Here is a 25,430-nt window from a genome sequence, read left to right as displayed (position 1 = left end):
TCTGATCCAGGACGAGCTAATGAGCTAGCTCTTGACTTAGCAGTCTGCACAAAACAGAAATGGCTTGCGTGCGTTAACTAGCTAGGAATCCCACGGCTTTAGCCGTGTTGGAGGCTCAAAAGATTGTACTCATGTAGTAAATATACCAGATACAGATCAAATAGTGCTAAAATCACTTTTATTGCGGTCTGGATGTGTGCTGAGCTCTGGTAGTTTAGCTGCCGTGCTTTGGAGTGATGCGTTTATGCCGCTTCAATCGAAAAATATCTAAGGCCCATGTCATTGACATGGGCCTGTTCTATTAGTGCGAAAGGAAAAACAGGTATAACTTGGTGTCAGGCGGCGGAGGCTGTGTCGGAATGCTCTAGCCTGGTACGGCGGCCGATCAGGAAGCCGACCAGGGAAGCCAGCATTTGCTGAAATATCATGCCGAGGACGACAGGAACAGCGACCGGAGCGGGAAAATAGGTAACCGCCAAAACGGCTCCCGCACTGATATTGCGCATGCCTCCGTTGAAAATAAGCGCTGTCTGATCCGCTTCGCTCCAGCCCATCAGCTTGGAGAGGCTGAAACTCAGCAGATAACCTGTGGAGGCGAGCGTAACGATCAAAGCCGCTAGGCCAACTAGCCGCCAGCTAAAGTCTGTCAGATAAGGGGCGACAACCGAACCGTTAATCGCGATTACTGCTGCCATAGCCAGCTTGGAGAATGGGTTCATTCTCGGACTCCAGACTGGTACAATGGCTCCTTTACTCCATTCATTCAATACCATGCCTAGCAGCGAAGGGACGACAATCATCCAGAACAGGCTGCTCATCATGGCTGTCACGTCCAACTGCACATTTGCTCCGATTAACAGCGAGAGGATGCCGGGCACGGCGAAAGGGGCCACGATGGTGTCAATGAGGATAATCGACAGAGTCAAGGCGATATTGCCTTTATAAATATGGACCCAGATAAAGCTGCTTACGCCGGTTGGGATAACCGCAGCCAGAACAAGTCCGGTAATCGTATACGTATCCCCCGGAAAGATTAAATGTCCGAATGCCAATGCAATTATGGGCATAGCCACATGCAGAATGAACAGACATACAAATAGCGGAGCGGGTTTTTTGATTACATTCAATAGGTCCCTGAAGCTCAGACTGATGCTGCCGGCAAAGGTCATAAAGGCAAATAGCCACGGCGACAAGTAGGTAAAAGAAGACAAGCGGCTGCCGCAGATTACGCCGATGAGAATGCTGAGCGGTGTAATCAGGGGCATCATGCGGTTCAACCGCCGGTTCAATGAGTGAAGCATAGCGAATAACTTCCTTCGTAATTATGGGATGTTACTACTATATATCATTAAGATGAAGAAGGAGACATTTTTTTCGGAAGCTGCTTTTTATACGGAGGCTGGAGGTGTGAGGATTAACTCTCCCTCAATGGTCTGCGGGTTCAGCAGCAGATTCAGAATAGGGCAGGCTTCCTCTACCGCCTTATGGAGTGCGGCAATCGTTTCCTGCGGCTCGCTGGATGTAATGTGCAGCTTATACCGGATGTTGTGAGGGAATATTGGAATTTGCTCATAGCCGGGACTGCCTGCCAAGGGGTGCTGTTGTCCGCTTACTTCCACCTCCAGAGACTCCAGGCTAACTCCTCTTTGCGATGCCTGGATCAGCGTAATATGGGTCAGGCAGCTGCCTAGTACGCCAAGCTGCAGCTCCGGAGAGCTTGGACCCAGGCTATAGCCGGCGTAGTCCTCTGGACTGTCACTGATAATCTGGAAATCGCGAATGCGGATTTCACGTACACCGCTGCGTCCCTTAGCTTTTACCTTGGCGCTAAAACGGTTATACTCAGGCTGCTGCAGCGCCTTTTCCTTGAGAAGCAAGCCTGCCTCGCGTTTTTGCTGCAAATAATCGTTTAATGTAGTCATTGTTATAGCCTCCTCGAATAGTGTTCAGCTCAAATACTGTAATTGGAATGGATATTGACCTTGGATAAAAATTGTCTGGTTCTTTCCTGACGGGGCTCCAGATAAATGTCCTGCGGAGTACCCTGCTCCACAACCTGGCCTTTGTCCATGAAGATCACTTTGTCTGCAATCTCATATACAAAATTCATCTCGTGTGACACGATAATCATCGTTCTGCCTTCCCGGGCAGCTGCACGGATCACCTCCAGTACATCATTCACCACTTCCGGGTCCAGAGCGGAAGTCGGCTCATCAAGCAAAATAACTTTGGGATTTAAGGCCAGTGCTCGGGCAATTGCCACCCTTTGCTGCTGTCCGCCGGAAAGATGTTTGGGATAATATTTGATCCGGTTCTTCAGCCCCACCTTTTCCAAATAATACTCAGCGGTTTCCCGCGCTTCTTGTTTGCCTTTTTTCTGCACATCCGTTAGGCCGATCATTACATTTTCCAGGGCGGTCTTGTGTTTAAACAGATTAAACTGCTGAAATACCATCGCCGTATGCTGCCTCAGATACAATATTTCCTGTTTACTCGCCCGCTCAATATTAATTCGCTTGCCATCCAGCTCAATCAAGCCTGATTCGGGTTTTTCCAAAAAGTTAATGCAGCGCAGAAGGGTGGATTTGCCCGAGCCCGACGGTCCGATGATCGCCACAACCTCGCCTTCACCTACATCCAGATCAATATCTTTAAGAACCTGATGCTTCTGAAACTTCTTGTGGAGGTTACGAACTTGTATCATTGAACTCAACCTGTCTTTCATTTGCTCTTAATTTTTGTTCGCCAAGCTTGATCAGCCTTGCGGCTACAATAGTAATCACCCAATAAATAATTGCCAGCGCAACATAGGATTCAAAGAAGCGGTAGTTTTTAGAAGCCATCAGCTTGGCAGCCGCAGTCATTTCCACCACTGCACAGGTAAATGCCAATGAGGTGTTTTTGATCATTCCGATAAAGGCATTTCCCAGAGAAGGGAGGGCAACAATCAACGCTTCCGGCAGCACTATTTTGAAAAAAGTCTGAGTTGATGTCATGCCGATGGACATAGCAGCCTCCGTCTGCCCCTTGTCCACAGCCTGCAGACCGGCGCGTATAGTTTCCGAGCAGTAGGCCCCTTCATTAAGGGCGAAGGCAACGACAACAAAGACCATAGGGCTGATCCCATTTAAACTGTATTCCGCTCCATAGATGTGGTTCCAATATTGCAGCAGCAGCGGTATGCCGAAATAGGCGATATACAGCTGTACAATCAAGGGCGTTCCCCGCATAAAGGAGACGTAAAGAGCGGACAGCGGATGAAGCACCGGAATTTTGTTTATTTTGATTAAAGCTACAAGGAATCCGATTACCCAGCTGAACACTACGGATAACAGTACAATCTCGAATGTGATTGGAATATATTTGATAAGCTGCGGAATCATGTCCATGACGACACCAAAATCAAACAGATTCGGCATGCGGGCGGACTCCCTTCATGTTGTAGTTGATCATTCAGAAGCGCCAGTACTGATGTCCGTTTCAAAGTATTGAATGGCAAGCTCCGACAATTTTCCATTCTTCCTTAATGTGTTCAAGGCATCGTCCACCGCAGCGCGTATTTCTTCCCCTTTGTCAGTTTTAGGGAAAATAAAGTAGACACCTGGATCGCTGATCCGTTTGGCTTCCTCTACCGAAAGAGGCACTTTATCCAGATTAGTGAATCCGAATTCTTCAACTATTTCTTTGTAGGAAGACAGCGCGTGGAGCTTGAAATCCAACTCGTTATTTTCGATTTTTTGATAGACCTGAGTATCCTCAAGATCGGCGTAGGTGATTTTAATCGGATTGTCGGGATGCTCTTTGCTAAAGTTTTCAATAAAGTTGTCGTTCGCGCTTCCGTCCGTAGTTACAACGGCTCTTTTGCCGCCCAGATCATCGAGGCCTTGAATGGAGGTATCATCTTTTCTTTTGACGATCACACTGCTTGCGTATCCGTAAGGCTCGGCGGTGAAAATATATTTTTCTAAGCGCTCCGGTTTTTTAGAAATGCTGTTGGCGCCAATCTGGTAACGTCCCGCATCAATTCCGGAGAAAATCCCGTCAAATTTAACCTGCTCAAATTTGATTTCATATTGAGGCAGCAGCTCGTCTACCGCTTTTAGCAAGGCTATGTCATACCCGTCCAATTCATTGGCGTCATTGTTGTACGTAAAAGGCTTGGTTGTTCCGCCTGTGCCGACCAGCAGGGTGGTTACTTCCTTCTGCTCCGCCGCTGCTGATGTAGTGCTGCCCTTCGGGGTATTGTCGGCCGTGTTTTGCGCGCATCCGGTGAGGATCACCAATAGTAACAGGCCAGCAGCGTTTATGGAACGCAGGGATAAATTCAGTTTCATTTGTTTCGCCCCTCTCTTTTAATGCGATCAGTTGGGTCTGCCGCTTAATATTGATCGATATTTTCCACGATGCTCAAAGCAAGTTGAATCAATTCGCGGGTGTAGGCTTCGTTGACGGCATCATAGTATGCGGTTTCCCGGGTGAGATTGGTTTTGAACACGCCGGTAGCCTGCAAATAACGTTTATGAAAGGCCCGATTGAGGGTCCCGTCCTGACGCGTATAGGCGATAATCGGGAGTGCTGCATAGAATAATCTTTTTGCGCCTTCACGGTTGCCGGCAGCATACCGCTGATAGATGCCGTTGAAAATTTCAAATAAACCCGAGGGCATAACGACCTGCACACCTCTGTCCAGAAGCTCGATGAGCTGATCATTGCCTTTCCCGCTGGAAATATTGATCGCTCCGTCCGTTGCATTCAGCAGTCTCGTGTATTTGGGATTGTTGTTCTTCACCTCCACCTTAACGCCTACGACACTGGCGAAATCGTGATAGCATCTGAGGAGAAGCTCATCCCTTAATCCATCCCCTTGACTGTCCACATCCTGAAGGATTAGAAAAGGAGGACGGGCTGCATCGATCTCTTGAATATCCCGCCAATATTGCTCATCTGTGGTGTAATCCAGCATTACATTGGCTCCATCGGCCCCGGATTGGATGAAATCGTGCAAAAGGGCAAGCCGGTCCTTGCCCGTATCGGCATTGATGCTGGCGATGACGGTTGCCTTTCCTTGGCTGACCTCCGCGGTGGCCTTTACAATGTCACGGCGCTCGTCCAACGTTAAATGAGCGATTTCACTGGCAAGGCAGGGAACCAGAAAACCGGCTGATCCGGCATCGATTGCAGCCTGAATTTGACGTTGCAGAGAATCGTAATCAATTTTTAGCTCAGGGGTGAACGGTGTAAGCACGGTAGTAACGATTCCATGCAGTGAAAAGGGTTCTTTGGGCATTGGTTAACCTCCATGTTGTATATAGTAGTGGGTTGTATGATTAATCACTTTATCGTAGTATTCATATATATTCAATCGGATTTAAGCGCTAGAGTGTTTCATTTTGAAACAGGGTCTAAATTAATGAGAGAGAGGGCAACCGGTGAAAGAGGAGCATATGAACGACGTCTTCACAGAGCAGAGCCTGATTGAAGTGTACGATGATGACGGGAATGTATTGCTTACTACCCTCCAGAGCAATATTCATGCAGAAGCCAAAGCGGAAATGCTCAGCAGGCTGCCCTTGCTGAGACAGGGGCGGGAAGTACGAATCCGGAAAAAAATCAACAGAAGCATCTGGGAGATCAAAGGGCTGAGGCTGTCGGTCCGAGGGATCTGTTTGAATATCTTTTTGTTCGAAAAGCTCGGACCGGGCAGAGACCCGAACGACTACTCCATCCGGTTCGAAAACGAAAAGGATTGGAGCAGCAGCAAAGATTTCATCTGGTTTGATCAAAGCGCGGCCATTGAAGAGGTAATCGCTCAAATTAAACGATACGGGCAGAGCATGAGCCCTGTATTTATTGTCGGTGAAATTGGCACAGGCAAAAATATAGTGGCCAATGAGCTGTACAAAGCATGTCTAATGAGTAAGAACCATTTGCTCCGCCATAAACCCATGATGATTGTTGACTGTATCCTGATGACCGGGAAGAAATGGAGGTGGCTTTTGGAGAATACCAGCTCTGCGTTTATGGAGGTTGGACACATAATTTATATCAAAAATGTGGAGGTTTTGTCGGTTCCTTTTATCAAGCAAATGCATGAGTACTTCAAGGACGGGGATTTCTATTCGCATAACAAGGTTATCTTCTCCTATTCCTGCCGCAACTCGGATGAAGAACCCGATGAAATCTGCCGCTTGTTCGCCAATAATATGGGTTGTCTGAAGCTGCAGCTGCCTACACTGCGAAGCAGGAAAGCTGATATTCCGCATCTGGTGAAGCTGTGCCGCGAGGAAATGAACGGGCCGCCCGATAGAGCCGGAGTTGATTTTGAACAGGCAGCGCTAGAGGCTATGCAGGAATTTAACTGGAAGGATAATCTGGAGCAATTGAAGAGAGTAGTCGAAGAACTGACCTTAAACGCCAGAGGTCCCAGAATTACCAAAGAGGAAGTTGAAGCCACACTGAGAAAAGAATCCCAGCGGCCTGAACGGTCTATCTCCGGGGTAGATGTAAACCAGACGCTGGATGTAATCACAAAAGACATCATCTCATTGGTCCTGCAGGAGGAGAATATGAATCATTCCAAAGCAGCCAAACGGCTCGGGATCAGCCGCAGTACAATGTGGAGAAAGTTGAACGGGAACTAGACGCTTGAGGTGCCGAAAGCCTAGCTGCCGTACTTCGGAGTGACATGTTTTAAGCCTTCTTATGATAAAATATGAATAATGTAAAAAAGGGGAGGGTGTAAATGAAAGACCCGAAAATGTTGGAGAAGAAAGTTAAACTACTCGAGTTGCTGCAAGGATTTTGCCGTGAACATCTGGATGAAGAATACGAGCGGGTGTCTGTTAAAATGGTAGAGAAGCTGGGGCGCAAACGGACGGTTCCTTTTATGTCTGGTAAGCTGGAAGTCTGGGCAGCGGGTATTATTCATGCAATTGGTACGATTAATTTTCTTTTCGACAAATCTTTTCAGCCTTACGTATCAGTACACGACATTTGTGGATATTATGGTACTGCACAAAGCACAACCAGCCAGAAATCCAAAGTGATCCGTGATATGTTGAAACTTAGCTACTTCGACACTGAGTTTTTAACCGAAAGTATGCAAGTGCAACACCCGCTTAATAATTTGTTCCCTGTAAATGGATTAATTGTCCCGGGTGACAGGTTTCTATAAAAATAATAATTTCTTTCAACGGATTGGCTCACTCGAATGATAGAGGTGGGGCCTTGATGAAATGACAGCAAGTTAGAGAATTGTTTCCCGACCATTTGTTTTGCTTTCTGTTCTTGACTACCGCGAGGAAGAAGACAAAAAAAGGAAGTTGGACTTGGTGTAGGCGAAGGTGACGGAGAAGGCGTTGGTGTTGCACCCGAACCTGAACCATTTCCAGGAGTGACCGAAACAGTGCTCAGGGTGACCGTTAATGGATTGCTTGAGTTGTCCGCAAGGTCATAGGCTACTACAGAGAAGGAGTAGGACGTGCCTTGGGTTAATCCGGTTACATTGTAGGAATAAGTAGTGCCTGCTACGGTGTTAAGCAGCTTGCTGTTCTGGTATACGCTGTAGCTGACAACCCCTTCGTTGTCTACCGCAGCAGGCCAGTTCAAGGTAAGTCCTGTTTGGCTAATCTTCGAGCCTGTCAGTTTGGCATTTGCCGGCCAGCTTGGTGCTGCCGGGTCTACTGCCAGCTGGTAGAATATTTTGATACTTTTGTAAAGGAATTTAAGGCTGCGGGTGGAGATCAGGTGTTAAAAAAGGCGAATGACTGGTACAAGCTCGTTGCTCCAAAATAAAAGACCGCAAAAACCGGAATAGCTTCCGGCTTCTTGCGGTCTTATGTCAAAAGTTGATTGTGAGTAAATTTGTATCTGCAATAGATGTAGTTAATGATATTTGACACTCTTGATGCGTGCTTCTTCCTGGTAGGTAAGCGGGTTAGGAGTTGGCGGTGTATGCAAATGACGCTCCACAGAATATTCGATTTTCCAGTAGTCTTCTTCTTCCGAAGTCATCCATGGCTGCCACATTCCGGATACCCAATTTTTAAGCTCCTTAAGTCCTGCCAGCATTTCATTCATCCTCCTTGGACGATGCAATCAAAAGTTTTATTTCTTTTTGGTTACGCTTTCATTATAACACAAAATAAAGAAATTGGAAGATGTGTCCACGGGAAAAAGACAAATTTTCTTAAGGAAATTATATATTTATTAGGGTTTGTGTTCAATGGAGAGAATTGTGTCTCTGTGTCGAGGACATCTATTTAATTCGTTTCAAAGCTGCTTCCTGATCTATGGAACGTCTTGATAAGATATCAAGTGTAACGTCATGACTTCTTAGAGTTTCTTCTATATTATGCAAGGTGTCGCGGTTAGCGATCACTTCGGCATTCACTTCCGACACCGCCTGCTGGATCAGCGGGATGAGTTTGGTGTCTTCTTTAATGCTGATAATATCGGCTTTCACTTCGGCTAAGTCAGCTTTCATTTCGCTGAATTCGGCCTTCAATCCGCTTACGTCAGCCTTCACTTCGCTTAATTCGGACTTCACTCCGCTTACGTCAGCCCTTACTCCGCTCAAGTCAACCTTCACTTCGCTTAAATCGGAGCGCATGCTCTTTAGTTCCCCAAGAATCTGCTGAAGAATCTGATCACTCATTGTCCCCGGTCCCCTCACCTGCGTAAGATTCGCTAATTATATCATAATTCGGGACAAGCAAGCTTGTGGAATTGATGACATTCCAAAATCTATAATTTTGAATGGATTTTCGCACTAATTATTGGGATATTTACCATTGGATAAAGATGCTATATTGATTTTCGTAAGCGGTTGCAAAAAAAGTGCGGAGGTGATTTTGTGCAGTAGTCAGCCTTCCTTCTGAATGACATGCACTACTATACAACACAGCATCTGTTTTAAAAAGGAGCCTTACACCTAAAAGGAGGAGTTACTTTTTTATGCCAAAACAGAAATCGTTCCTGTCACTTGCATTCATCGCTGTTTTACTGCTTGCTTTAGTTACACCTACAGTCTCTGCTGCATCCTCTGAAGAGGCACCGCAGGCACAAGCTGCCGCCGCCACAGGTCTGCAATCCTATGTCGATGCCATGCAGCCGGGCTGGAATCTTGGCAATACGCTCGATGCTACGGGAGCCGACGAAACGTCATGGGGCAACCCCGCAGTTACTCAGGAATTAATCAAGAAGATTGCGGCTCAAGGTTACAAAAGCATCCGTATTCCCGTGACCTGGGATGTTCACACCGGAGCGGCTCCAGGCTATACTGTTGATCCGGCCTATCTGTCCCGTGTTCAGCAGGTTGTGGACTGGGCGATTGGCGAGAACCTGTATGTGATGATCAATCTCCACCATGATTCCTGGCTGTGGATCAGCAAGATGGAGCAGCAGCACGACCAGGTGCTGGCCCGCTATAACGCGATTTGGACACAGGTTGCGAACAAGTTCAAAGGGTATTCGAGTAAGCTGATGTTCGAAAGTGTCAATGAGCCGCGTTTTACCGATGGCGGAACTACGGATGAGAACAAGGCGATCCAGATGCTGGACGAGCTGAATGTGTCCTTCCACAGCATCGTCAGAAAATCGGGCGGAAATAATGCAACGCGTCCGCTGGTGCTGTCTACGCTCGAAGCTTCTCCAACCCAGACCCGAATGAATGCGCTTTACAGCACGATTACCAAGCTGAATGACGCAAACCTGATTGCTACCGTGCATTACTATGGCTTCTGGCCATTCAGCGTTAACATTGCGGGTTATACGAAGTTCGACACCGATACACAGAATGACATCAACACCACCTTTACCAATGTGTACAACACCTTTACAGCCAAAGGAATTCCAGTCATTGTCGGCGAATACGGCCTGCTCGGCTTTGACAAAAATACCGGTGTTATCGAGCAGGGCGAGAAACTGAAGTTCTTCGAATATTTGGCCTATTATCTGAAATCCAAGCAGATTACACCGATGCTGTGGGATAATGGCCAGCATTTTGGCCGTACAACCTATCAATGGTCCGATCCCCAGCTCTACAATATGATGAAAGCCAGTTGGTCCGGCCGTTCGTCCACTGCTGAAAGCGATCTCATTAATTTGAAAAAGGATGCTGCGGCCAAAGATGTGACGGTGAAGCTTAACCTGAACGGCAATACGCTGTCCTCGATCCTCTACGGAAGCCAGCAGTTGGTGCAGGGAACAGATTATACTTTGAGCGGTGACCAATTGACCTTCAAAGCGGCCAGACTCACGAGCCTGACCTCCTCCGGCAAGCTTGGGGTAAATGCGGTATTAACCGCCCGCTTCAACAAAGGGGCAGACTGGAGCTTTAATGTTGTCCTCTCGAACACGCCAAAACTGAGCAATGCCCAGGGAACGACCAGCTCATTTAAAATCCCTACTGCCTTTAATGGAACAACCTTGGCTACTATGGAAGCTACGTATGCCTCCGGCGGCAATGCCGGTCCGCAAAATTGGACGCCGTACAAGGAATTCGCCTATACGTTTACGCCTTCCTACACCACCAATGAGATCAGTCTGCTGCCGGCCTTCTTCAATGAAGTGAATAACGGCGATGTCATTCTGAAGTTCCATTTCTGGAACGGCGATGTGGTGAACTATAAGATTACGAAGAACGGAACCACAGTTACAGGCACTGCAATGTAGGATGTGGAAATAAGACGAGCCTTCTTTTAACCTGTGATGGATGCGGGGGAGAAGAAGGCTTTTTGCTGTGAGAGGGATGGAATTTGCCGAAGTAGTTGATAATCATTATCAATGATGGTATATTGTTTACTAGTAAACAATAATATTGCTATTGAAAAGGAGTGGATGAGCGCATTGGAATCAGCGGATTCTCTCAAACAACTGTTGTATGCGCAATACATCAGATTTCTGCATATGCATGAATCTCTTGCGGAGACGGAGCTTGATCAATTTCTCGTTTTTGCCCAAAGGGAGTCCATCGATAACTTTCCGCAGAGCATTACAGCGATTCACGTGATTGATTGTATCGGCCGCCATGAACCGGTCAACAGCACGACTATTGCGGAAATACTGGATCTGTCGAAAGCCAGTATTACCAAAATCGGCGGCAGGCTTTTGAAGGATGGACTTGTAAAGCGGACACAAAAGGATGACAACAAGAAAGAGAGCTACTTCCAGCTTACTTCGCAAGGGAAAAAAATATTTGATCTTCATGAGCAGTTGCACGAAATTGAAGCACAGCGCTTTTACCGTTTTGTGGATAAGTATTCGGCCGCTGAACAGCAGCTTATCCGCAAATTTCTGCAGGAATACAATGTTGAACTGGAAGTCAGATTAACAGAAGGAGTTGCTGAGCGATGAATACATGTCTGGAAATCAGTGATTTAAGAGCAGAGATTGAAGGAAACGGATTAATTCAGAAAATATGGGACAGTTTGAACGGACGTTGATCATCTCAGAGGAGGACAGCTTTGTGCATTATGTAGAGGGCTGTACAGCACCAATCTACAGTACGAACTCCCTGCACAGCGCAGTGGTTGAAATCATCTGCCGGAAAAATTACGTATGCGCTATACAACCATCCAAAACTGGGCGCCCAATATCTACAACATGGTAACCAAAAGGGCGGTTGCCGAAGAAAATGCAACGATGGAATGGGTGGATGGCAATATCGGCTCCAGACTGACGATGAAATATCCTTCCGTTGTCTTGAAAGGCCGTGGAGCCAAAGGCTCAGTGCTCTCCATTGCCTTAGCCGGTAAAGGCCAGCACCAGGATGCCGGAGCGAAAATGATTCATCTGGCACCAGAGACGACCTCCACCATCGTTTCGAAATCAATCAGCAAGCATGGAGGGAAGGTGACCTACCGGGGACTTGTGTCATTCAGCCGGGACTCAGCCGGGACTCAGCCGGTTCTAAATCGAATGTTAAATGTGACACGCTGATTCTTGATAATCAATCTACTTCAGATACGATCCCTTACAATGAAATCCGGAATGAATCCATTACACTAGAGCACGAAGAGACTGTATCCAAAGTTTCCGAGGAGCAGTTGTTCTATTTAATGAGCCGGGGATTAACGGAAGAAGAAGCCACTCAAATGATTGTAATGGGCTTTATTGAACCGTTCACTAAGGAGCTTCCTATGGAGTACGCTGTGGAAATGAATCGGCTGATCAAAATGGAGATGGAAGGAAGCATCGGATAAAGCCCGGAGACCATGGCTCCGAATGAGAGGAGAATGAGCAGCTTGAGTCTGGCATCATTAATTAGAGAGCGGAGAACTATCCGCAAGTTCAATCAGACGCCTGTTGCCGAGGAACTGGTGGCTGAGCTGCTGAATGCAGCCGCAGGATTGTTTCCGGCTTCGGATACTGTTATCTGGCGCTGTCTATACGCCGGTACGTCCGAGTCGCGCACTCGGCTGGCTGATTATATACTGGAGCAAATGACCGGGAGCAGGCTTGGCAAGTGGATTCCGGGCAAAATGATCGAGCTGTTCAAAAAGAGATTCATCGATATTCCCGGCCATGTTGTTGTGATTGCAGGCACCGGCCCGGACCGCAGGGCTAGCGACCAGAATTATGCGGCGGTCTGCAGCATCCTGCAGAACTTCCAGTTGCTTGGCTGGGAGCGGCAGCTTGGGATGCTGTGGGATACTGAACCGATGATGCAGAGCGAGGAGTTTTTCAAACGTATCGGGGTCCGCGAGAATGAAAGATTTGTCGGCATTATTCATTTGGGATATTTCGATAAGGTGCCAAGAGGCCGGGCAAGAACGACAGCCGAGAAGAAATGGACAGTCTATACAGGCCAGAAGGCTTAAAGGGAGGGATGCCAAGTGTCATTAACCGGATTGAGCATGGGGCTGTACCGCCCCGGGTCCTTTTCCGACCGGCCCGTTCCTCAGTGGCTTGTGCTCGAGCTGCTGAATGATGCCGTGTGGGCGCCAAATGACGGGCTTAGGGAGCCTTGGAGATTTATTTATGCAGAGGCAGGCAGCGGCGGCAGCTTCATGACAGGTCTGCAGGACCCTGCTCCAGCTTACCTGATTGTCGCAATGAAGGAAGAGAGTGATTCTTATAAGCGGGATGAGGATTTTGCCGCGGTCTGCTGCCTTATTCAGAACTTCCAGCTGCTTGCGTACGAGCGGAAACTGGGGGTAAGAAGGACGATGAAGGATTGGACGTATGACCGGGAGCAAACTTACTTGTTCGGTGTGCAGGATAAGGAATGTATCGTTGCCGTTCTGGAAATGGGGTTTGTGGACGAGCCGGGGAGTGCGTACAAGGCAGGTAGCATGACAGAAGTAAGGCTCGAAGCGCTGTAGTTTTATACAACTGAATGGATGTACCCGAATGTTTTGTACAGCTTTCTCTTGCTTCTCAAGGCAAGGGAGAGCTTTTTGCTGTGGGATGTGCCGTGGAAAGTATTTCAATTTGTAAATATACAAAATAGAATAATGGGTGTAAAATTGCATTACTTGAGCTTTTCGGGGAGCTGGCAGTATACATACATCTCGCATACGCGGATTATTCGCAGGAAGGGCCGGCCTGCTATATGGGAGGGGCTTTCAAAGGGCAGCGAAGCAGGCTCCACTTATATGCCCATATGTGAATAAATTCGCATGAGCCGATTTTACATTCTGTGCTGCCCCGGAGGCCGAAAAGAGAAACTATATAAGCTGAAATAAAAACTACCAAAAGGCAAAAGTGACGGAGGAGAAGTTTGGATACTTATGGAGCGCTAGCGACCGCCTGAGAGCTTTCCGCAGGAAAACTGGCGTCGTAAGCATAGGCTATGTTTGGATTTCTACCGTGAACAACGGTTTTAAATCAGGAAATCCAAACATAACAGCGGCCGGAAGTCCAAACATTCTCTGCAGTCACGACCAATGCCGATTGGGTAAATCTATAGTTCAGCTTATATAGAAATCAAACCCCAAGGAAGATGGAGGCTACCGGAGAAACATGAAAAGAACGAACTGGAAATACCTTACAATGCTGTTGATGCTGGTCGCTGCGATCAGTGTAGTGGCGGTGGGCTGCGGCACATCAAATACGAATAATGCAGGAGCGGATAATAAGGGGAGTGCGGCTGGAGAGGTGCCGGCTGCAAGCGGTACGCCGGCAGAGACGGCCACATTATCGCTGGGTCTTTTACCATCTATTGATGCGATTCCATTCATTATTGCCCATGAGCAGGGCTTTGATAAAAAGCATAACGTGAATCTGGAGATTCAGACCTTCAAGAGCGCCAAGGACCGTGACGTGGCTTTCCAGGCTGGTAAAGTGGATGGGCTTAGCGCCGACCTGGTGGCGATTTCGATCTATAATGAAGCGGGGCTTGATGTGAAGATCGCCAGCACCACTACCGGTGAATTTGATCTGCTCACCGGCAATGATGCGATTAAGGACGTGAAGGACCTCAAGGGCAAGACAGTGATTCTGTCCAAGAATACTTCAACACAATATACAGTGGCGACGATGCTGAAGCAGGCAGGCTTGACGGAAAAAGATATTACGGTGACCGAAGTGCCGCAAATTCCAACCCGCCTGGAGCTGCTGAAGAACCAAAAAGCCGATGCGGCTATTTTGCCGGAGCCTTATGTCACTATGGGGAAAGCGGCGGGTCTGCGCGTGCTAAGCTCCACTAAGACCGCTAAAGTGAACCCGTTTGTGCTGGCCTTCCCGCAAAGCGCGATTGATGCTAAGGGACAAGCCATCCGGAATATGTATGTGGCCTATGATGAAGCGGTAGCTTACATGAAATCGCATGACCAATCGGAGTATATTGATCTGATTATCAAGGAGGTTGGCTACCCGGATACCTTGAAGGACCAGATCAAAGTGCCGGAATACCAGCCGGCTAATCAGGTGGATGTGAAGGAAGTGGAAGCGGCTTTTGCCTGGGCGCGGGAGACAGGCCTGCTGACCAAAAAAATTGCGCCTGAAGATGTGATCTCCGATGTCCAGTTTAAAGAATAGCGGACTCTGCATCAAAGAGCTTCAAGTGGAATATAAAAGCGGACAACTGGCCCTGGGGCAAGTCAATTTGACCTTGCCGGAGCATGGCATCTATACGATCATCGGGCCTTCCGGCAGCGGCAAATCCACGCTGCTGCGTGCGGTGGCGGGACTGCTGCCGGGCTATGAGGGCGAGCTGCTGTTCAACGGGAAATCCGTGCATGACAAAGAAACGCTGATTGGGCTGGTCCCGCAAAATTATGGGCTACTGCCCTGGAAAACTGTCCATGACAATATTCAGATTGCGATGAAGATCACCCGTCCTGCGGGAGGACACAAGGAAACGCAGGAAGCGGAAATTACCCATTGGCTGAAGTCGATGGGAATTTCCGAGCTGGCCGGCCGGTATCCCCTCTCGCTGAGCGGGGGACAGCAGCAGCGGGTGGCGATTGCCCGGGCGTTTGCCATTCAGCCGACGATTTTGCTGCTGGACGAGCCGTTCTCCGCACTGGATGCCATTACGCGCGAAGCGCTGCAGCAGATTTTTCTGGATAATTGGCTGGCTAATCCGGCTACAACGCTGTTTGTGACCCATGATGTGGAGGAAGCGATTTTGCTGGGACAGAAGATCATCGTCATGCCGTCAAGCAAGCAGGATACGCCGGAAATCCTCGATAACACTGCTGTCTTTGCAATGAAGCATGAGAATAAGCGGGACAGCGATGATTACTTTGAGCAGAGCAAGCGAATCAGAAAGGTAATGCTTACGAAATGGTGAAAAAAAGACGTCTTCCTCACTTGCTGCGGCTGTTGTTTGTCTTTTTGTGCATGAATGCGGTATGGTATGTTGTTTATCTGCTGATGAATCATCCGATTCTTCCCAGCCCCGGCTCGGTCTATAATGCGATGTTCCATCTAGGGGCAAAGGATGTGGCGCTGAATGTCGGCTACAGTCTGCTGCGGATTTTTGAAGGGGTGCTGCTGGCGCTGCTGATCGGTCTGCTGATTGGCCTCTTAATGGGCCGCTCGCCGCTGTGGAACCGGCTGCTGGACCCGGTGGTTTACTTGACCTATCCCATTCCAAAGATTGCGCTGCTGCCGGTGGTCATGCTGTTCTTCGGGCTTGGCGAAACCTCCAAGGTGCTGATGATTATGCTGATTCTGCTGTTTCAGGTTATTATCTCCGTGCGTGACGGTATCAAGGCCATTCCCGAAAGCACTTATGATGTGCTGACCAGCATCGGCGCAAGCACCGCGCAGAAGTTCTGGAATGTGACGCTGCCCGGCGCACTGTCGGTCATTCTCAGCACGATCCGGATTTCCCTTGGAACTGCGATATCTGTATTGTTTTTCACCGAGATTTATGGAACGGAGCATGGCATGGGCTTCTTCATTATGGATGCCTGGCTGCGCCTGGATTACCCGGAAATGTACGCAGGCATTATGCTGTTCAGCCTTGTCGGGTTTGTGCTGTTCCTGCTCGTCGATGTTTTGGATTATAAATTTATGAAATGGCGGCGGTAGAGTGAGAGCTTGTATGCTGCTGCGATAGAATATAGCGTAACGATGCTTAGGCGGCTCATGAACGGGCCGTCTTTTTGACAAAATAAAAAAAATTTAAATTTCCTGCGAAAGCAAACAGGTTCTTCACAACTTCGAGTTATGATGTGTACATAAAGAAGGAGGAGAGCACAATGAAAAAGAAGATCTGGTTAGGAATTACGGCATTGGTTGTGGTTATGAGTATCGGTACAAGCGTGTATGCAGCGGGAACTGACAATGGACAGAGCTGGTTTGAGAAAATGCTGCCTTTTGCAAGACAGATGCATCCGAACTTGTCGGACGATGGCATCAAGGACATGGTGAACAATTGCCAAAGTGGGCATGGAACGGCCACAAGCGGCATGATGGGCAAATCATCCGGCAGATCCGGCATGATGGGAAATACATCGGGTCGCGGCAGCATGATGAATTTCTAATCGCGTTATAAAACGAAGGGATGATCGTGGTGGAGGCTCCAACCATTTTGCTCGTGGACGACGAGGCGGATATTCTTCGGGTGATCAGAGCTTATCTGGAGAAGAACAATTATATCGTACATGAAGCTGAGACTGGAACCGGCGCATTGCAGCTTTTTGATAAGCTGAAGCCTGATCTGGTGGTGCTTGATCTTATGCTGCCGGACATTTCCGGCGAAGAGATCTGCAGAATTATTCGCAGAAGCTCGAATACGCCCATCCTTATGCTTACGGCCAAAAGCAGTGAAGACGATATGGTGAATGGCCTGCTGATCGGTGCGGACGATTACATTACCAAGCCCTTCAGTCCAAGGGAGCTGCTGGCCCGGGTCATCAGTCTGCTCAGGAGGGCGCAGCATTCTCAGAACCAGGAACAAGGCAATGCCTTGAGCTTCGGGGGCGGGAGGCTATGGATGGACTCTGAGCGGCATGAGGTTAAGCTGGAGGGAGAGATGCTTGCGCTGACACCACTTGAATTCAAGCTGCTGGAGTGTCTGTCCAGGAATCCCAAACGGGCTTTCAGCCGCTACGAGCTGGTGAATCTCATCCAGGGCGATGATTTTGACGGCTTTGAGCGGACGATAGATGTGCATATCAAGAATCTGCGGCAAAAAATCGGCGATGATCCACGGCATCCCCAGTTTATTGGTACAGTGTTCGGAATCGGCTATAAATTTCTGGTGAATCGGGATGAATAAAGGCGGACTGCGGAAAAAACTGCTGTTGTCCCATCTCGGTGTCGCACTCAGCTCTTTGCTGATCATCCTGTTTTTGGTCAACCTGGTGATGAGCTTCTCCTTCGGAAGGTATGTTAAAAACCAGCAGAAAGCCGAAGCCGGATTCCTGCTCGCGGATCTTGAACAAGCCTATGATCCTGCACATTCCTGGGGAATGGATACATTGATGAATATATCCCATCAGGCGATGCTGCGGAATTATTCCATACGCCTCTATAATGCGGAAGGGAAGCTGGTCTGGGATACAGGAAACATGGGTATGGGCATGGGCATGTCAAGGACAAATAAGGATTCGGCTGCCAGCCGCTATGAGATTGTGAAGGATGGAGTGAACATCGGCACACTTGAAATGCGGGGAAGTGGTGAAGCTGAGCATGCACAGAACCGGGATTTTCTCCAGATGTTCAACAGGCTGTCTTGGGGTGCGCTGCTGCTGGTGCTTGCGGGTGCCTATCTGTACAGCAGATTTATGGCTAAAGGCTTGAGCCTTCCGCTCATTCAGATCAAGAGAATCGCCGTGAAGATGCGGGAAGGCAATTTGACGGAGCGGGTCCCGCTTCAGATTAACAGACAGACAGAAATTGAAGAGGTAGGCCAGGCGCTTAATTATCTTGCGGATACGTTGCAGCAGCAGGAGAAGCTAAGAAAAAATCTCACGGCAGATGTCGCTCATGAATTACGCACGCCTGTGACCACCGTCCAGAGCTATATTGAAGCTTTTCAGGATGGAATATGGGAGGCCACGCCTGAGAGATTGCAGATCTGCCACGCTCAAATCATCCGGCTGGTACAGCTTATTAATGATCTGGAAAAGCTTAATGCGGCAGAGAACCCGATGATTCAACTGCGGCATGAACGGCTGCTTCTGAATGACGTGCTCCGTGATTCGGTTCATTCGGTTGCCGGCAGGCCGGAGCTGGACAAGGTTGTCTTGACCTTGAAGGATGAGAAGCAAATCTTTATTAACGGTGATTATGAACGGCTGGTACAGGTTTTTGTCAACTTGCTGAATAATGCGCTTAAATATACGAAGGAAGGCCGGATAGAAGTAACCCTCTCTGAGGAGTCTTCCGAAGTCCAGGTGATGATTGCCGATACGGGTGCTGGAATCGCCGGCGATGAGCTACCATATATATTTGAACGCTTTTACCGTGGAGAGAAGTCGCGCAGCCGTAAAACCGGGGGAGCCGGAATTGGTCTTACGATTGTAAAAGCGATTGTCGAAGCGCATGGAGGACGGGTAACCGTCACAAGCACCCTGGGCTCAGGCTCGGAGTTCTGCGTTCATCTTCCTAAATGAATATCCTTTGCTGAAGAGTTCTTCAGTTTGGGGACTATAAAAGCCTCGCTTTCTATTTGAGAGATGAGGCTTTTTTTGTGCATTTTGCGTAATCTGTAGCTTCCTGCCGTAAATAAAATATGGAAAAAATAAGCATATATCTCTATACTTAGAGAGAATATATGGAAGAAATTGAGGAGGATGAATTTGTTGGATCGTAAAAATAGTCCCAAAAACAGTACTCATCTCGTACTTCAGATCACCAAAGCTTTGCTTACCACTACAGTTGCACTTGCCCTGCTTCTGCCTGGCGGATTAGCCGCAGCGGATTCAAGTAGTACTTCAGCTGCAGCGGCAGCGGTTAAGGAGGCTCCCGGACAAGCCGCAGTCACACCGGACGCTTCCAAAGCCAAAATTTCGCAGGAGCAAGCGATTGCAAAACTTAGAGAGCTGTTTCCTGTGCTGAAGGATGCAATCGTATCGAGAGTCCAGCTGGGTGGAGACAACTCTTATCCTCCGAGCACCAATCAAATGATCTGGAACATCAACTGGGGATATGAGGTTGGCAACACCAGCTACGGTTTTTCCAGCATGGTTGATGCGGTTAGCGGGGACCTGGTCAATACCTACCTCTCGTTCCCTTTAACGCAAGAAACCGCGTATTATCCGCCCAAAATTACACGTGCTGAAGCGCTGGAGCGTGCCCGGCCCTTTATTGCCGCCGCTGCGCCATCCCTGGGTAAAGATGATATTCAGCTTGAGGACGATGATGCACTGAATCTGGCCAGCGGAGCGCTGTTCGGAACGGTTCAATACAGCTTCTCCTTCAAGATTCTGAAGAATGGTCTGCCTACATCGGATTTCCTCTCGATCACTATCGACGGCAATGGAAATGTCATTCAATTCAACAAACCGTCTTCAGGACTTTTCTATCCGTCCGCTAAGCCTGCTGTTTCTTTGGAATCGGCGCAGAAGAAATTTACGGACGGCTTGTCTGTGGGCCTGTACTACATTCCGGTTTACCAAGACAACCAGGTGGACCGTTGGATTCTGGGCTGGCGTCCCGAGGAGCAGGATCTGTATCCAATTGATGCCCAGAGCGGGAAAAGTATAGATTATGATGGGACGGAAGCTGCTTCTCTCTCTACAAGGGATGAGGCTGTACCGCAGACTAAAGAGCGATTTCAACCAATCAGCACAGGCAAGTCGCTTACTGCAGCGGAAGCTGCAAAGCTTGTACAGCAGGTAGCCTTCATTCCGGCAGAACGTAAGCTAACAACCCAAATGCTGGGAGATAGCTATCCGAACACGAAACAAAAGGTATGGAGGCTGTCCTGGGAGGCGGAACGCAAAGGGGGCATGGCTGAAATTCCTTCCAGATCCTATGCTGAGATTGATGCGGCAACCGGTCAAATCTATGTTTTTCAGTCTGAGCAATTTATGGGCAGTACCGATGCTAAGCCGCAGCCTGCTCCTGCCGGCGGCAAGAAGCTGACTCAGGCGGAAGCCAAACAGCAGGCTGTTGCTCTGATCAACCGTCTATATGATCAGGCAAGCAGCGAGTTAAAACTGGCCGGTCATGATGAAGCATGGAGTGTTCTTCCAGACGGAAAGGGGTTCCGCTATGAATTCGTACGCTATTACAAGGGCATTCCAATAAGCGACGGAGCCATAACTTTGGTTATGGATACTTACGGCAGACTCCAGAACTATTCAGCCCTGGTTAACGCGGGAGTCGAAACGCTGAAGGATCAGCCAACTCCTGCCATATCCAAGAGCGACGCGCTGAAGAGCTACAAGGACAAATATACCCTGAAGCTGCAATATAACCGCATCGGCGGGTATAGCAATACTCTGTACGTAGAACCCAAAGTGAAGCTGGTCTATAATCCGTCGCCGGTTAACGATAAGGATCAGTATGAGGTGCTGGATGCCATGACAGGCAAATGGGTCCGGGTGTTTCCATACTCTGCCCAGTCTGCGACTGTCCCTGTGGTGGCTGATCTGAAAGGCCACCCTGCGGAGAAGCAGTTAACTGAACTCGTCAAGTATGGTGTGCTTGTTCCTGACGCTGACGGAAAGCTCAAGCCGGATCAGGAAATAACGGTTGGAGATTGGTTTGCCTTTATTGCCAAAGCATCCAATCCGTACTATTCCGGTTATTCGACTGGAACGGAGCGGAAGGCGATGGCCGGTGTAAGTACGGACAGCAAATATTATGCGGCTGTCAGCTATGCTGTAAGCCACGGCTGGATCGGCAAGGATGCTGTGTTGCAGCCGGACAATACACTCAGCCGCGAGCAGCTCGCTGTGTTGCTGGCTTCCTTTTTGAAATACAATAAGTTCTCTGCGTTCCTGCAAAATGACACTGCCGTGAGCAGCTTCAGCGACAGCGCCGCCATTAAAGATAAAGGCGCAGTGGCACTGGTCGTGAAGCTGGGGCTGTTGCAGGGAGACAGCGGTAAATTTAATCCGCAGCAAAAGGTAACCAAAGCTGATGTTGCCACTGTAATCATGAAGCTGGTGGAATTGCAGGACAAAACCGACCAGGCCATTGGCCAGTAATAACCTCCGCTGCAGCAATGGCAGTGCGCTATAAGCACAGCACTGCCGAAGACAAAAGCAAAGCCTGCCCCTGCCTTCAGGCGGGGGAGCAGGCTTTTGTTCAAATATGACTATAAGTAGCTGCGGGTTATTTCCCGAGCTGCTTATCTGCTTCACGAACAGGGAGATGGCCCTCGTTCTCTTCAGCTTTCTGGCTGCTCATGAACCAGCCTACAGCTGCGATGATTACCAGCACAATATAGAAGGTGGCTTTCCACCAGGTGCTATGGGCGAAATCCTCGGACAGCACACCCAGCGAAGGGTGAGCCAGAGTGATGACCGCCAGCTTGACACCTACCCAGCCTACGATGAAGAACGCTGCCACTTCAAGGCCCGGACGGGAGTGCAGCAGCTTGACGAAGAAGGATGCCGCAAACCGCATAATGACAAGTCCGATGAATCCGCCGGCAAAAATAACTAGGAATTGCCCGCCATCAAGGCCCCCGATGTTACCCATTCCGCTTGGCGGCAGCGCAACGGCCAGCGCAACCGCTGCAAGAATAGAGTCGACGGCGAAAGCGATGTCGGCCACCTCAACCTTCAGCACGGTGAACCAGAAGCTGGATTTTTTCTTTGCTGCCCCTTCTTCAGAAGCACCTTCGACAGCCGTCTCAGCTTCCGGTTTCTTGAACAATACTTTCCGGAAGATATGGTTACCGGCGATGAACAACAGATAGATGGCGCCAATAGCTTGTACCTGCCAGATGTCCACCAGATACGAGATGATGAACAGTGAGCCAAAGCGGAACACAAACGCCCCTGCCAAACCATAGAACAATGCCTTCTTACGGTCCTCATCAGGAAGATGTTTGACCATGATTGCCAATACCAGTGCGTTATCTGCGGCGAGCAACCCTTCCAGTGCTACGAGAACGAGCAAAACCCATCCGTATTCTAATAATAATCCCCAATCCATTGCTGCTTCCTCCTCATTTGGATGTAAATATCGATAAAAAATACCTACATTACCATTATTTTTACCAAATATATATAAAAAAGACCTTTACCAAACAGATCAGCCTTCGGAATAAAGGACTAACCTGATTGGTAAAGGTCTCGCTAACAATGGTTTATTGCCGATAAAACCGGAGAACATCCTCACGTTCTCGTATTGACGATTTTATCTAACAGCTACTCCCCTTTACGGGATATATTAAATTTCATCATTTGAGTTGTTTACTTAAAAGTATCATATATGACTTAAGAGTCGTTGTCAATGCCCGTGAGAATAAATATCAATGAAAAACGCCTGAAATGGAAACGGAACCATGATACATAAAGGTTAGATAATATAACATATGATATGTCGAAACTGCAAACATAAGGAAATATAGGGTTTTTTAAGCCTAAACTCGATTGACGGTGTATAGGAATGAAAATATGATGTAACTAATTAAAGCGGTCAAGCGATTTTATGTAAGAAAACATTACATAAATTTGTTTGCACCGCGAAGAGAAAGTCTATTAGAAGGGTAAGCGAATGCTCGCAAAACTTAAGCGAATGCTTCCGAAGCGAGTTTTACTCGAAGCCAAATCAAGGATGTAACGCTTGTAAAACTTTTAGGAGGTGGGAAATGATGCAGCCGTCGCCGTGTATATCAAGTGAAGCTGAGGAGGAGATCAGCCGCCATCCGTGCTACAGCGAGGAAGCCCATCGCTTCTATGCCAGGATGCACATCCCGGTAGCTCCTGCCTGCAACATCCAGTGCAATTACTGCAACCGCAAGTTTGACTGCGTGAATGAGAGCAGGCCTGGTGTAGTCAGTGAGGTGCTCACCCCGGAGCAGGCGGAACGCAAGGTAAAAGGGGTAGCCGCCCAGTTAATGCAGCTCTCGGTGGTTGGCGTAGCCGGTCCCGGCGATCCGCTGGCTAATCCAGAGCAGACTTTCGACACTTTTGCCAGGGTTAAGAAGCATGTGCCTGATGTCTCGCTTTGCCTCAGCACCAACGGATTGACGCTTTACCGGCATGTGGATGAGATTGTGGAGCTTGGCATCCGCCATGTAACCATCACTATCAATGCTGTTGATCCTGATGTCGGTCAAGAGATTTATCCTTGGGTATTCGACGAGGGTGTACGGTATGAAGGGAGAGAGGCGGCAGAGCTGCTGATCAATCGCCAACTGCTGGGCCTTGAGAGGCTGGCGAAGCTGGGGATTCTGGTCAAGGTCAATTCCATTATGATTCCAGGGGTCAACGACGGGCATCTTCCCGCAGTGTCCAAAAGAGTAAAAGAGCTTGGGGCCACACTGCATAATGTAACACCGCTTATTATCGCACCTGGCAGCCAATATGAGCAGGATGGCCGCAAGGCGCCCCGTCCGAAGGAGCTGCACAACCTGCAGGAGCTTCTCGGCCGTGACGGCATGAAGGTGATGCGCCACTGCCGGCAATGCCGGGCGGATGCCATCGGGCTGCTGGGCCAGGACCGCAATCAGGATTTCCCGCTTGAAGCGATGGAAGCCGATCCGGTAATCAACAAAGAAGCCAGAGCGTTGCTCCAGGGCGAGCTGGACGCAAAGATCCGCGAGCGGGTTCAAGCGAAGCAAGCGAGGCAATTGCGGCAAGATGCTCCAAAGGTCAGAGTCGCTGTAGCCACCAGAGGCGGCGACAAGGTTAATCAGCATTTCGGGCATGCAACGGAATTCCTAGTGTACGATACCGACGGAGCGGATGTGAAGCTGCTCGGTGTCCGCAAGATACAGGCTTATTGTCATGGTAAGGCAGACTGTAACGGCGACAAGGCCGCTACGCTGCAAGAAATTATTTCGATTTTAAGTGATTGCCGCATTCTTCTCTGCTCAGGTATCGGAGACAGCCCGCGTGCCAGCCTGAACAAAGCCGGAGTGTTGCCTCTCGTCCGCAAAGGCGGGATACAGGAAGCTATTCTCGAAAGTGTGAAATACAACTCTTATTTTGAAAATACAAACATTTCGAAGGGATGATGAATTATGAGACAAATAGCTTTTTACGGTAAAGGCGGTATCGGTAAATCCACAACCTCCCAGAACACTCTAGCTCAGTTGGCCACCAAATTCGGACAGCGGATTATGATTGTCGGCTGTGACCCTAAGGCAGACTCTACGCGTCTGATTCTGAACACTAAAGCCCAGCAGACCGTGCTTCATCTGGCAGCAGAGCTTGGCTCCGTTGAGGATCTGGAACTGGATGATGTGTTGCAAACCGGCTTTGGCGACATCATCAACGTGGAATGCGGCGGACCTGAGCCGGGCGTTGGCTGTGCGGGACGCGGAATCATCACTGCCATTAACTTTTTGGAGCAGGAAGGCGCTTATTCGGATCTCGATTTCGTATCATATGACGTGCTTGGTGACGTTGTATGCGGCGGTTTCGCAATGCCGATCCGCGAGAACAAGGCTCAAGAGATCTATATTGTATGTTCGGGTGAGATGATGGCAATGTACGCCGCCAATAACATCGCACGCGGGATTCTGAAATATGCAACCAGCGGCGGGGTGAGACTGGGCGGACTGATCTGCAACAGCCGTAACACTGACCGTGAAGATGAGCTGATTACCGAGCTTGCCCGTCGTCTGAATACGCAAATGATTCACTTTGTGCCGCGCGACAATGTCGTTCAGCACGCCGAGCTGCGCAGAATGACTGTGGCTCAATACAATCCGCAGCACAAGCAAGCGAAGGAATATGAAATCCTGGCCGAGAAAATTCTCAACAATAAGATGCTGACGATCCCTACTCCGATTTCGATGGAAGAGCTGGAAGAGCTGCTGATGGAATTCGGTATTATCGAAGACGAGGAAGCTGCGCTCAAGAAGCTGGAAGCTTCCGGCCAATAGTGGAACGAAGGGT

25 protein-coding genes and 1 pseudogene are annotated in these 25,430 nt (G+C 48.8%); 16 read left to right on the top strand and 10 right to left on the bottom strand.

What is annotated here, in order from left to right; all coding sequences use genetic code 11:
- Positions 1 to 335 precede the first annotated feature (335 nt).
- The 6 genes from ACX1DY_RS30865 to ACX1DY_RS30840 all read right to left on the bottom strand — a co-directional run bounded on the left by ACX1DY_RS30865 (position 336) and on the right by ACX1DY_RS30840 (position 5,287).
- The gene (locus ACX1DY_RS30865; RefSeq protein WP_458967940.1) at positions 336 to 1,301 is read right to left on the bottom strand and encodes a bile acid:sodium symporter family protein; all 966 of its coding nucleotides are present in this window, start codon (positions 1,299 to 1,301) and stop codon (positions 336 to 338) included.
- Positions 1,302 to 1,388: 87 nt separating this feature from the next.
- Positions 1,389 to 1,922, bottom strand: coding sequence for an OsmC family protein (locus ACX1DY_RS30860; RefSeq protein ID WP_458967939.1), 534 nt, complete (start codon positions 1,920 to 1,922; stop codon positions 1,389 to 1,391).
- A 29-nt stretch (positions 1,923 to 1,951) separates the two neighbouring features.
- Positions 1,952 to 2,704, bottom strand: coding sequence for an amino acid ABC transporter ATP-binding protein (locus ACX1DY_RS30855; RefSeq protein ID WP_458967938.1), 753 nt, complete (start codon positions 2,702 to 2,704; stop codon positions 1,952 to 1,954).
- On the bottom strand, positions 2,688 to 3,419 hold the full coding sequence (locus ACX1DY_RS30850) for an amino acid ABC transporter permease (RefSeq protein ID WP_458967937.1): 732 nt from the start codon (positions 3,417 to 3,419) through the stop codon (positions 2,688 to 2,690). Before ACX1DY_RS30850 ends, ACX1DY_RS30855 begins: the two co-directional genes overlap by 17 nt.
- Positions 3,420 to 3,449: 30 nt before the next feature.
- A complete protein-coding gene (locus ACX1DY_RS30845) occupies positions 3,450 to 4,334 on the bottom strand; it encodes a transporter substrate-binding domain-containing protein (RefSeq protein ID WP_458967936.1) in 885 nt (294 codons plus the stop codon).
- Positions 4,335 to 4,378: 44 nt separating this feature from the next.
- Positions 4,379 to 5,287 (bottom strand): dihydrodipicolinate synthase family protein, encoded by a 909-nt coding sequence (locus ACX1DY_RS30840; RefSeq protein ID WP_458967935.1) that lies wholly within the window; start codon positions 5,285 to 5,287, stop codon positions 4,379 to 4,381.
- Positions 5,288 to 5,429: 142 nt separating this feature from the next.
- Between ACX1DY_RS30840 and ACX1DY_RS30835 the strand changes: the two genes are divergently transcribed.
- Together ACX1DY_RS30835 and ACX1DY_RS30830 are read left to right on the top strand one after the other, a co-directional pair.
- Complete coding sequence (locus ACX1DY_RS30835) at positions 5,430 to 6,641, top strand: AAA-type ATPase lid domain-containing protein (RefSeq protein WP_458967934.1); 1,212 nt, start codon at positions 5,430 to 5,432, stop codon at positions 6,639 to 6,641.
- A gap of 101 nt (positions 6,642 to 6,742) precedes the next feature.
- Positions 6,743 to 7,174, top strand: coding sequence for a DUF6398 domain-containing protein (locus ACX1DY_RS30830; RefSeq protein WP_458967933.1), 432 nt, complete (start codon positions 6,743 to 6,745; stop codon positions 7,172 to 7,174).
- Here the strand turns inward: ACX1DY_RS30830 and ACX1DY_RS30825 are convergent.
- From ACX1DY_RS30825 to ACX1DY_RS30815, 3 genes are all read right to left on the bottom strand, one after another.
- Positions 7,069 to 7,644, bottom strand: a complete 576-nt coding sequence (locus tag ACX1DY_RS30825; RefSeq protein ID WP_458967941.1) for a fibronectin type III domain-containing protein — start codon at positions 7,642 to 7,644, stop codon at positions 7,069 to 7,071. The two genes, ACX1DY_RS30830 and ACX1DY_RS30825, sit on opposite strands and share 106 nt — an antisense overlap.
- Before the next feature lie 240 nt (positions 7,645 to 7,884).
- A complete protein-coding gene (locus ACX1DY_RS30820) occupies positions 7,885 to 8,079 on the bottom strand; it encodes a hypothetical protein (protein ID WP_458967932.1) in 195 nt (64 codons plus the stop codon).
- Between the two features lie 178 nt (positions 8,080 to 8,257).
- On the bottom strand, positions 8,258 to 8,656 hold the full coding sequence (locus tag ACX1DY_RS30815) for a histidine kinase (protein WP_458967931.1): 399 nt from the start codon (positions 8,654 to 8,656) through the stop codon (positions 8,258 to 8,260).
- Positions 8,657 to 8,955: 299 nt separating this feature from the next.
- On the opposite strand from ACX1DY_RS30815, the gene ACX1DY_RS30810 reads away from it, so the two are divergent.
- The 12 genes and pseudogenes from ACX1DY_RS30810 (at position 8,956) to ACX1DY_RS30755 (ending at position 21,560) form a co-directional block, all read left to right on the top strand.
- Complete coding sequence (locus ACX1DY_RS30810) at positions 8,956 to 10,674, top strand: cellulase family glycosylhydrolase (protein ID WP_458967930.1); 1,719 nt, start codon at positions 8,956 to 8,958, stop codon at positions 10,672 to 10,674.
- Positions 10,675 to 10,839: 165 nt separating this feature from the next.
- Complete coding sequence (locus ACX1DY_RS30805; RefSeq protein WP_458967929.1) at positions 10,840 to 11,355, top strand: MarR family transcriptional regulator; 516 nt, start codon at positions 10,840 to 10,842, stop codon at positions 11,353 to 11,355.
- Between the two features lie 46 nt (positions 11,356 to 11,401).
- A pseudogene (gene sufB / locus ACX1DY_RS30800) lies at positions 11,402 to 12,203 on the top strand (Fe-S cluster assembly protein SufB); the annotation flags it as partial.
- 42 nt (positions 12,204 to 12,245) lie between these two features.
- A complete protein-coding gene (locus ACX1DY_RS30795; protein ID WP_458967928.1) occupies positions 12,246 to 12,821 on the top strand; it encodes a nitroreductase family protein in 576 nt (191 codons plus the stop codon).
- Between the two features lie 15 nt (positions 12,822 to 12,836).
- Positions 12,837 to 13,325 carry a nitroreductase family protein gene (locus ACX1DY_RS30790; protein WP_458967927.1) on the top strand — a complete coding sequence of 163 codons (489 nt, stop codon included), beginning with the start codon at positions 12,837 to 12,839 and terminating at the stop codon, positions 13,323 to 13,325.
- A gap of 640 nt (positions 13,326 to 13,965) precedes the next feature.
- Entirely contained in the window at positions 13,966 to 14,982 is a 1,017-nt protein-coding gene (locus tag ACX1DY_RS30785; RefSeq protein ID WP_458967926.1) for an ABC transporter substrate-binding protein, read from the top strand.
- Positions 14,963 to 15,739 (top strand): ABC transporter ATP-binding protein, encoded by a 777-nt coding sequence (locus ACX1DY_RS30780; protein WP_458967925.1) that lies wholly within the window; start codon positions 14,963 to 14,965, stop codon positions 15,737 to 15,739. Before ACX1DY_RS30785 ends, ACX1DY_RS30780 begins: the two co-directional genes overlap by 20 nt.
- Complete coding sequence (locus tag ACX1DY_RS30775) at positions 15,733 to 16,485, top strand: ABC transporter permease (RefSeq protein WP_458967924.1); 753 nt, start codon at positions 15,733 to 15,735, stop codon at positions 16,483 to 16,485. Before ACX1DY_RS30780 ends, ACX1DY_RS30775 begins: the two co-directional genes overlap by 7 nt.
- Before the next feature lie 170 nt (positions 16,486 to 16,655).
- The gene (locus ACX1DY_RS30770) at positions 16,656 to 16,940 is read left to right on the top strand and encodes an FAD/FMN-containing dehydrogenase (RefSeq protein ID WP_458967923.1); all 285 of its coding nucleotides are present in this window, start codon (positions 16,656 to 16,658) and stop codon (positions 16,938 to 16,940) included.
- Positions 16,941 to 16,960: 20 nt separating this feature from the next.
- Complete coding sequence (locus tag ACX1DY_RS30765; RefSeq protein ID WP_458967922.1) at positions 16,961 to 17,677, top strand: response regulator transcription factor; 717 nt, start codon at positions 16,961 to 16,963, stop codon at positions 17,675 to 17,677.
- The gene (locus ACX1DY_RS30760) at positions 17,670 to 19,016 is read left to right on the top strand and encodes a sensor histidine kinase (RefSeq protein ID WP_458967921.1); all 1,347 of its coding nucleotides are present in this window, start codon (positions 17,670 to 17,672) and stop codon (positions 19,014 to 19,016) included. The genes ACX1DY_RS30765 and ACX1DY_RS30760 overlap by 8 nt, the downstream gene beginning before the upstream one ends.
- 189 nt (positions 19,017 to 19,205) lie before the next feature.
- Positions 19,206 to 21,560 (top strand): S-layer homology domain-containing protein, encoded by a 2,355-nt coding sequence (locus ACX1DY_RS30755; RefSeq protein ID WP_458967920.1) that lies wholly within the window; start codon positions 19,206 to 19,208, stop codon positions 21,558 to 21,560.
- A 127-nt stretch (positions 21,561 to 21,687) separates the two neighbouring features.
- Here the strand turns inward: ACX1DY_RS30755 and ACX1DY_RS30750 are convergent, their stop codons facing one another.
- Positions 21,688 to 22,515, bottom strand: a complete 828-nt coding sequence (locus ACX1DY_RS30750) for a TerC family protein (protein WP_458967919.1) — start codon at positions 22,513 to 22,515, stop codon at positions 21,688 to 21,690.
- A 658-nt stretch (positions 22,516 to 23,173) separates the two neighbouring features.
- On the opposite strand from ACX1DY_RS30750, the gene nifB reads away from it, so the two are divergent.
- Together nifB and nifH are read left to right on the top strand one after the other, a co-directional pair.
- Complete coding sequence (gene nifB, locus ACX1DY_RS30745; protein ID WP_458967918.1) at positions 23,174 to 24,544, top strand: nitrogenase cofactor biosynthesis protein NifB; 1,371 nt, start codon at positions 23,174 to 23,176, stop codon at positions 24,542 to 24,544.
- A gap of 6 nt (positions 24,545 to 24,550) precedes the next feature.
- A complete protein-coding gene (nifH, locus tag ACX1DY_RS30740; RefSeq protein ID WP_458967917.1) occupies positions 24,551 to 25,417 on the top strand; it encodes a nitrogenase iron protein in 867 nt (288 codons plus the stop codon).
- Positions 25,418 to 25,430 lie beyond the last annotated feature (13 nt).

Source organism: Paenibacillus sp. BAC0078 (genome assembly GCF_054483875.1).
The sequence above is the reverse complement of the archived record's forward strand: the minus strand, read 5'-3'. Positions and strand labels throughout refer to the sequence as shown.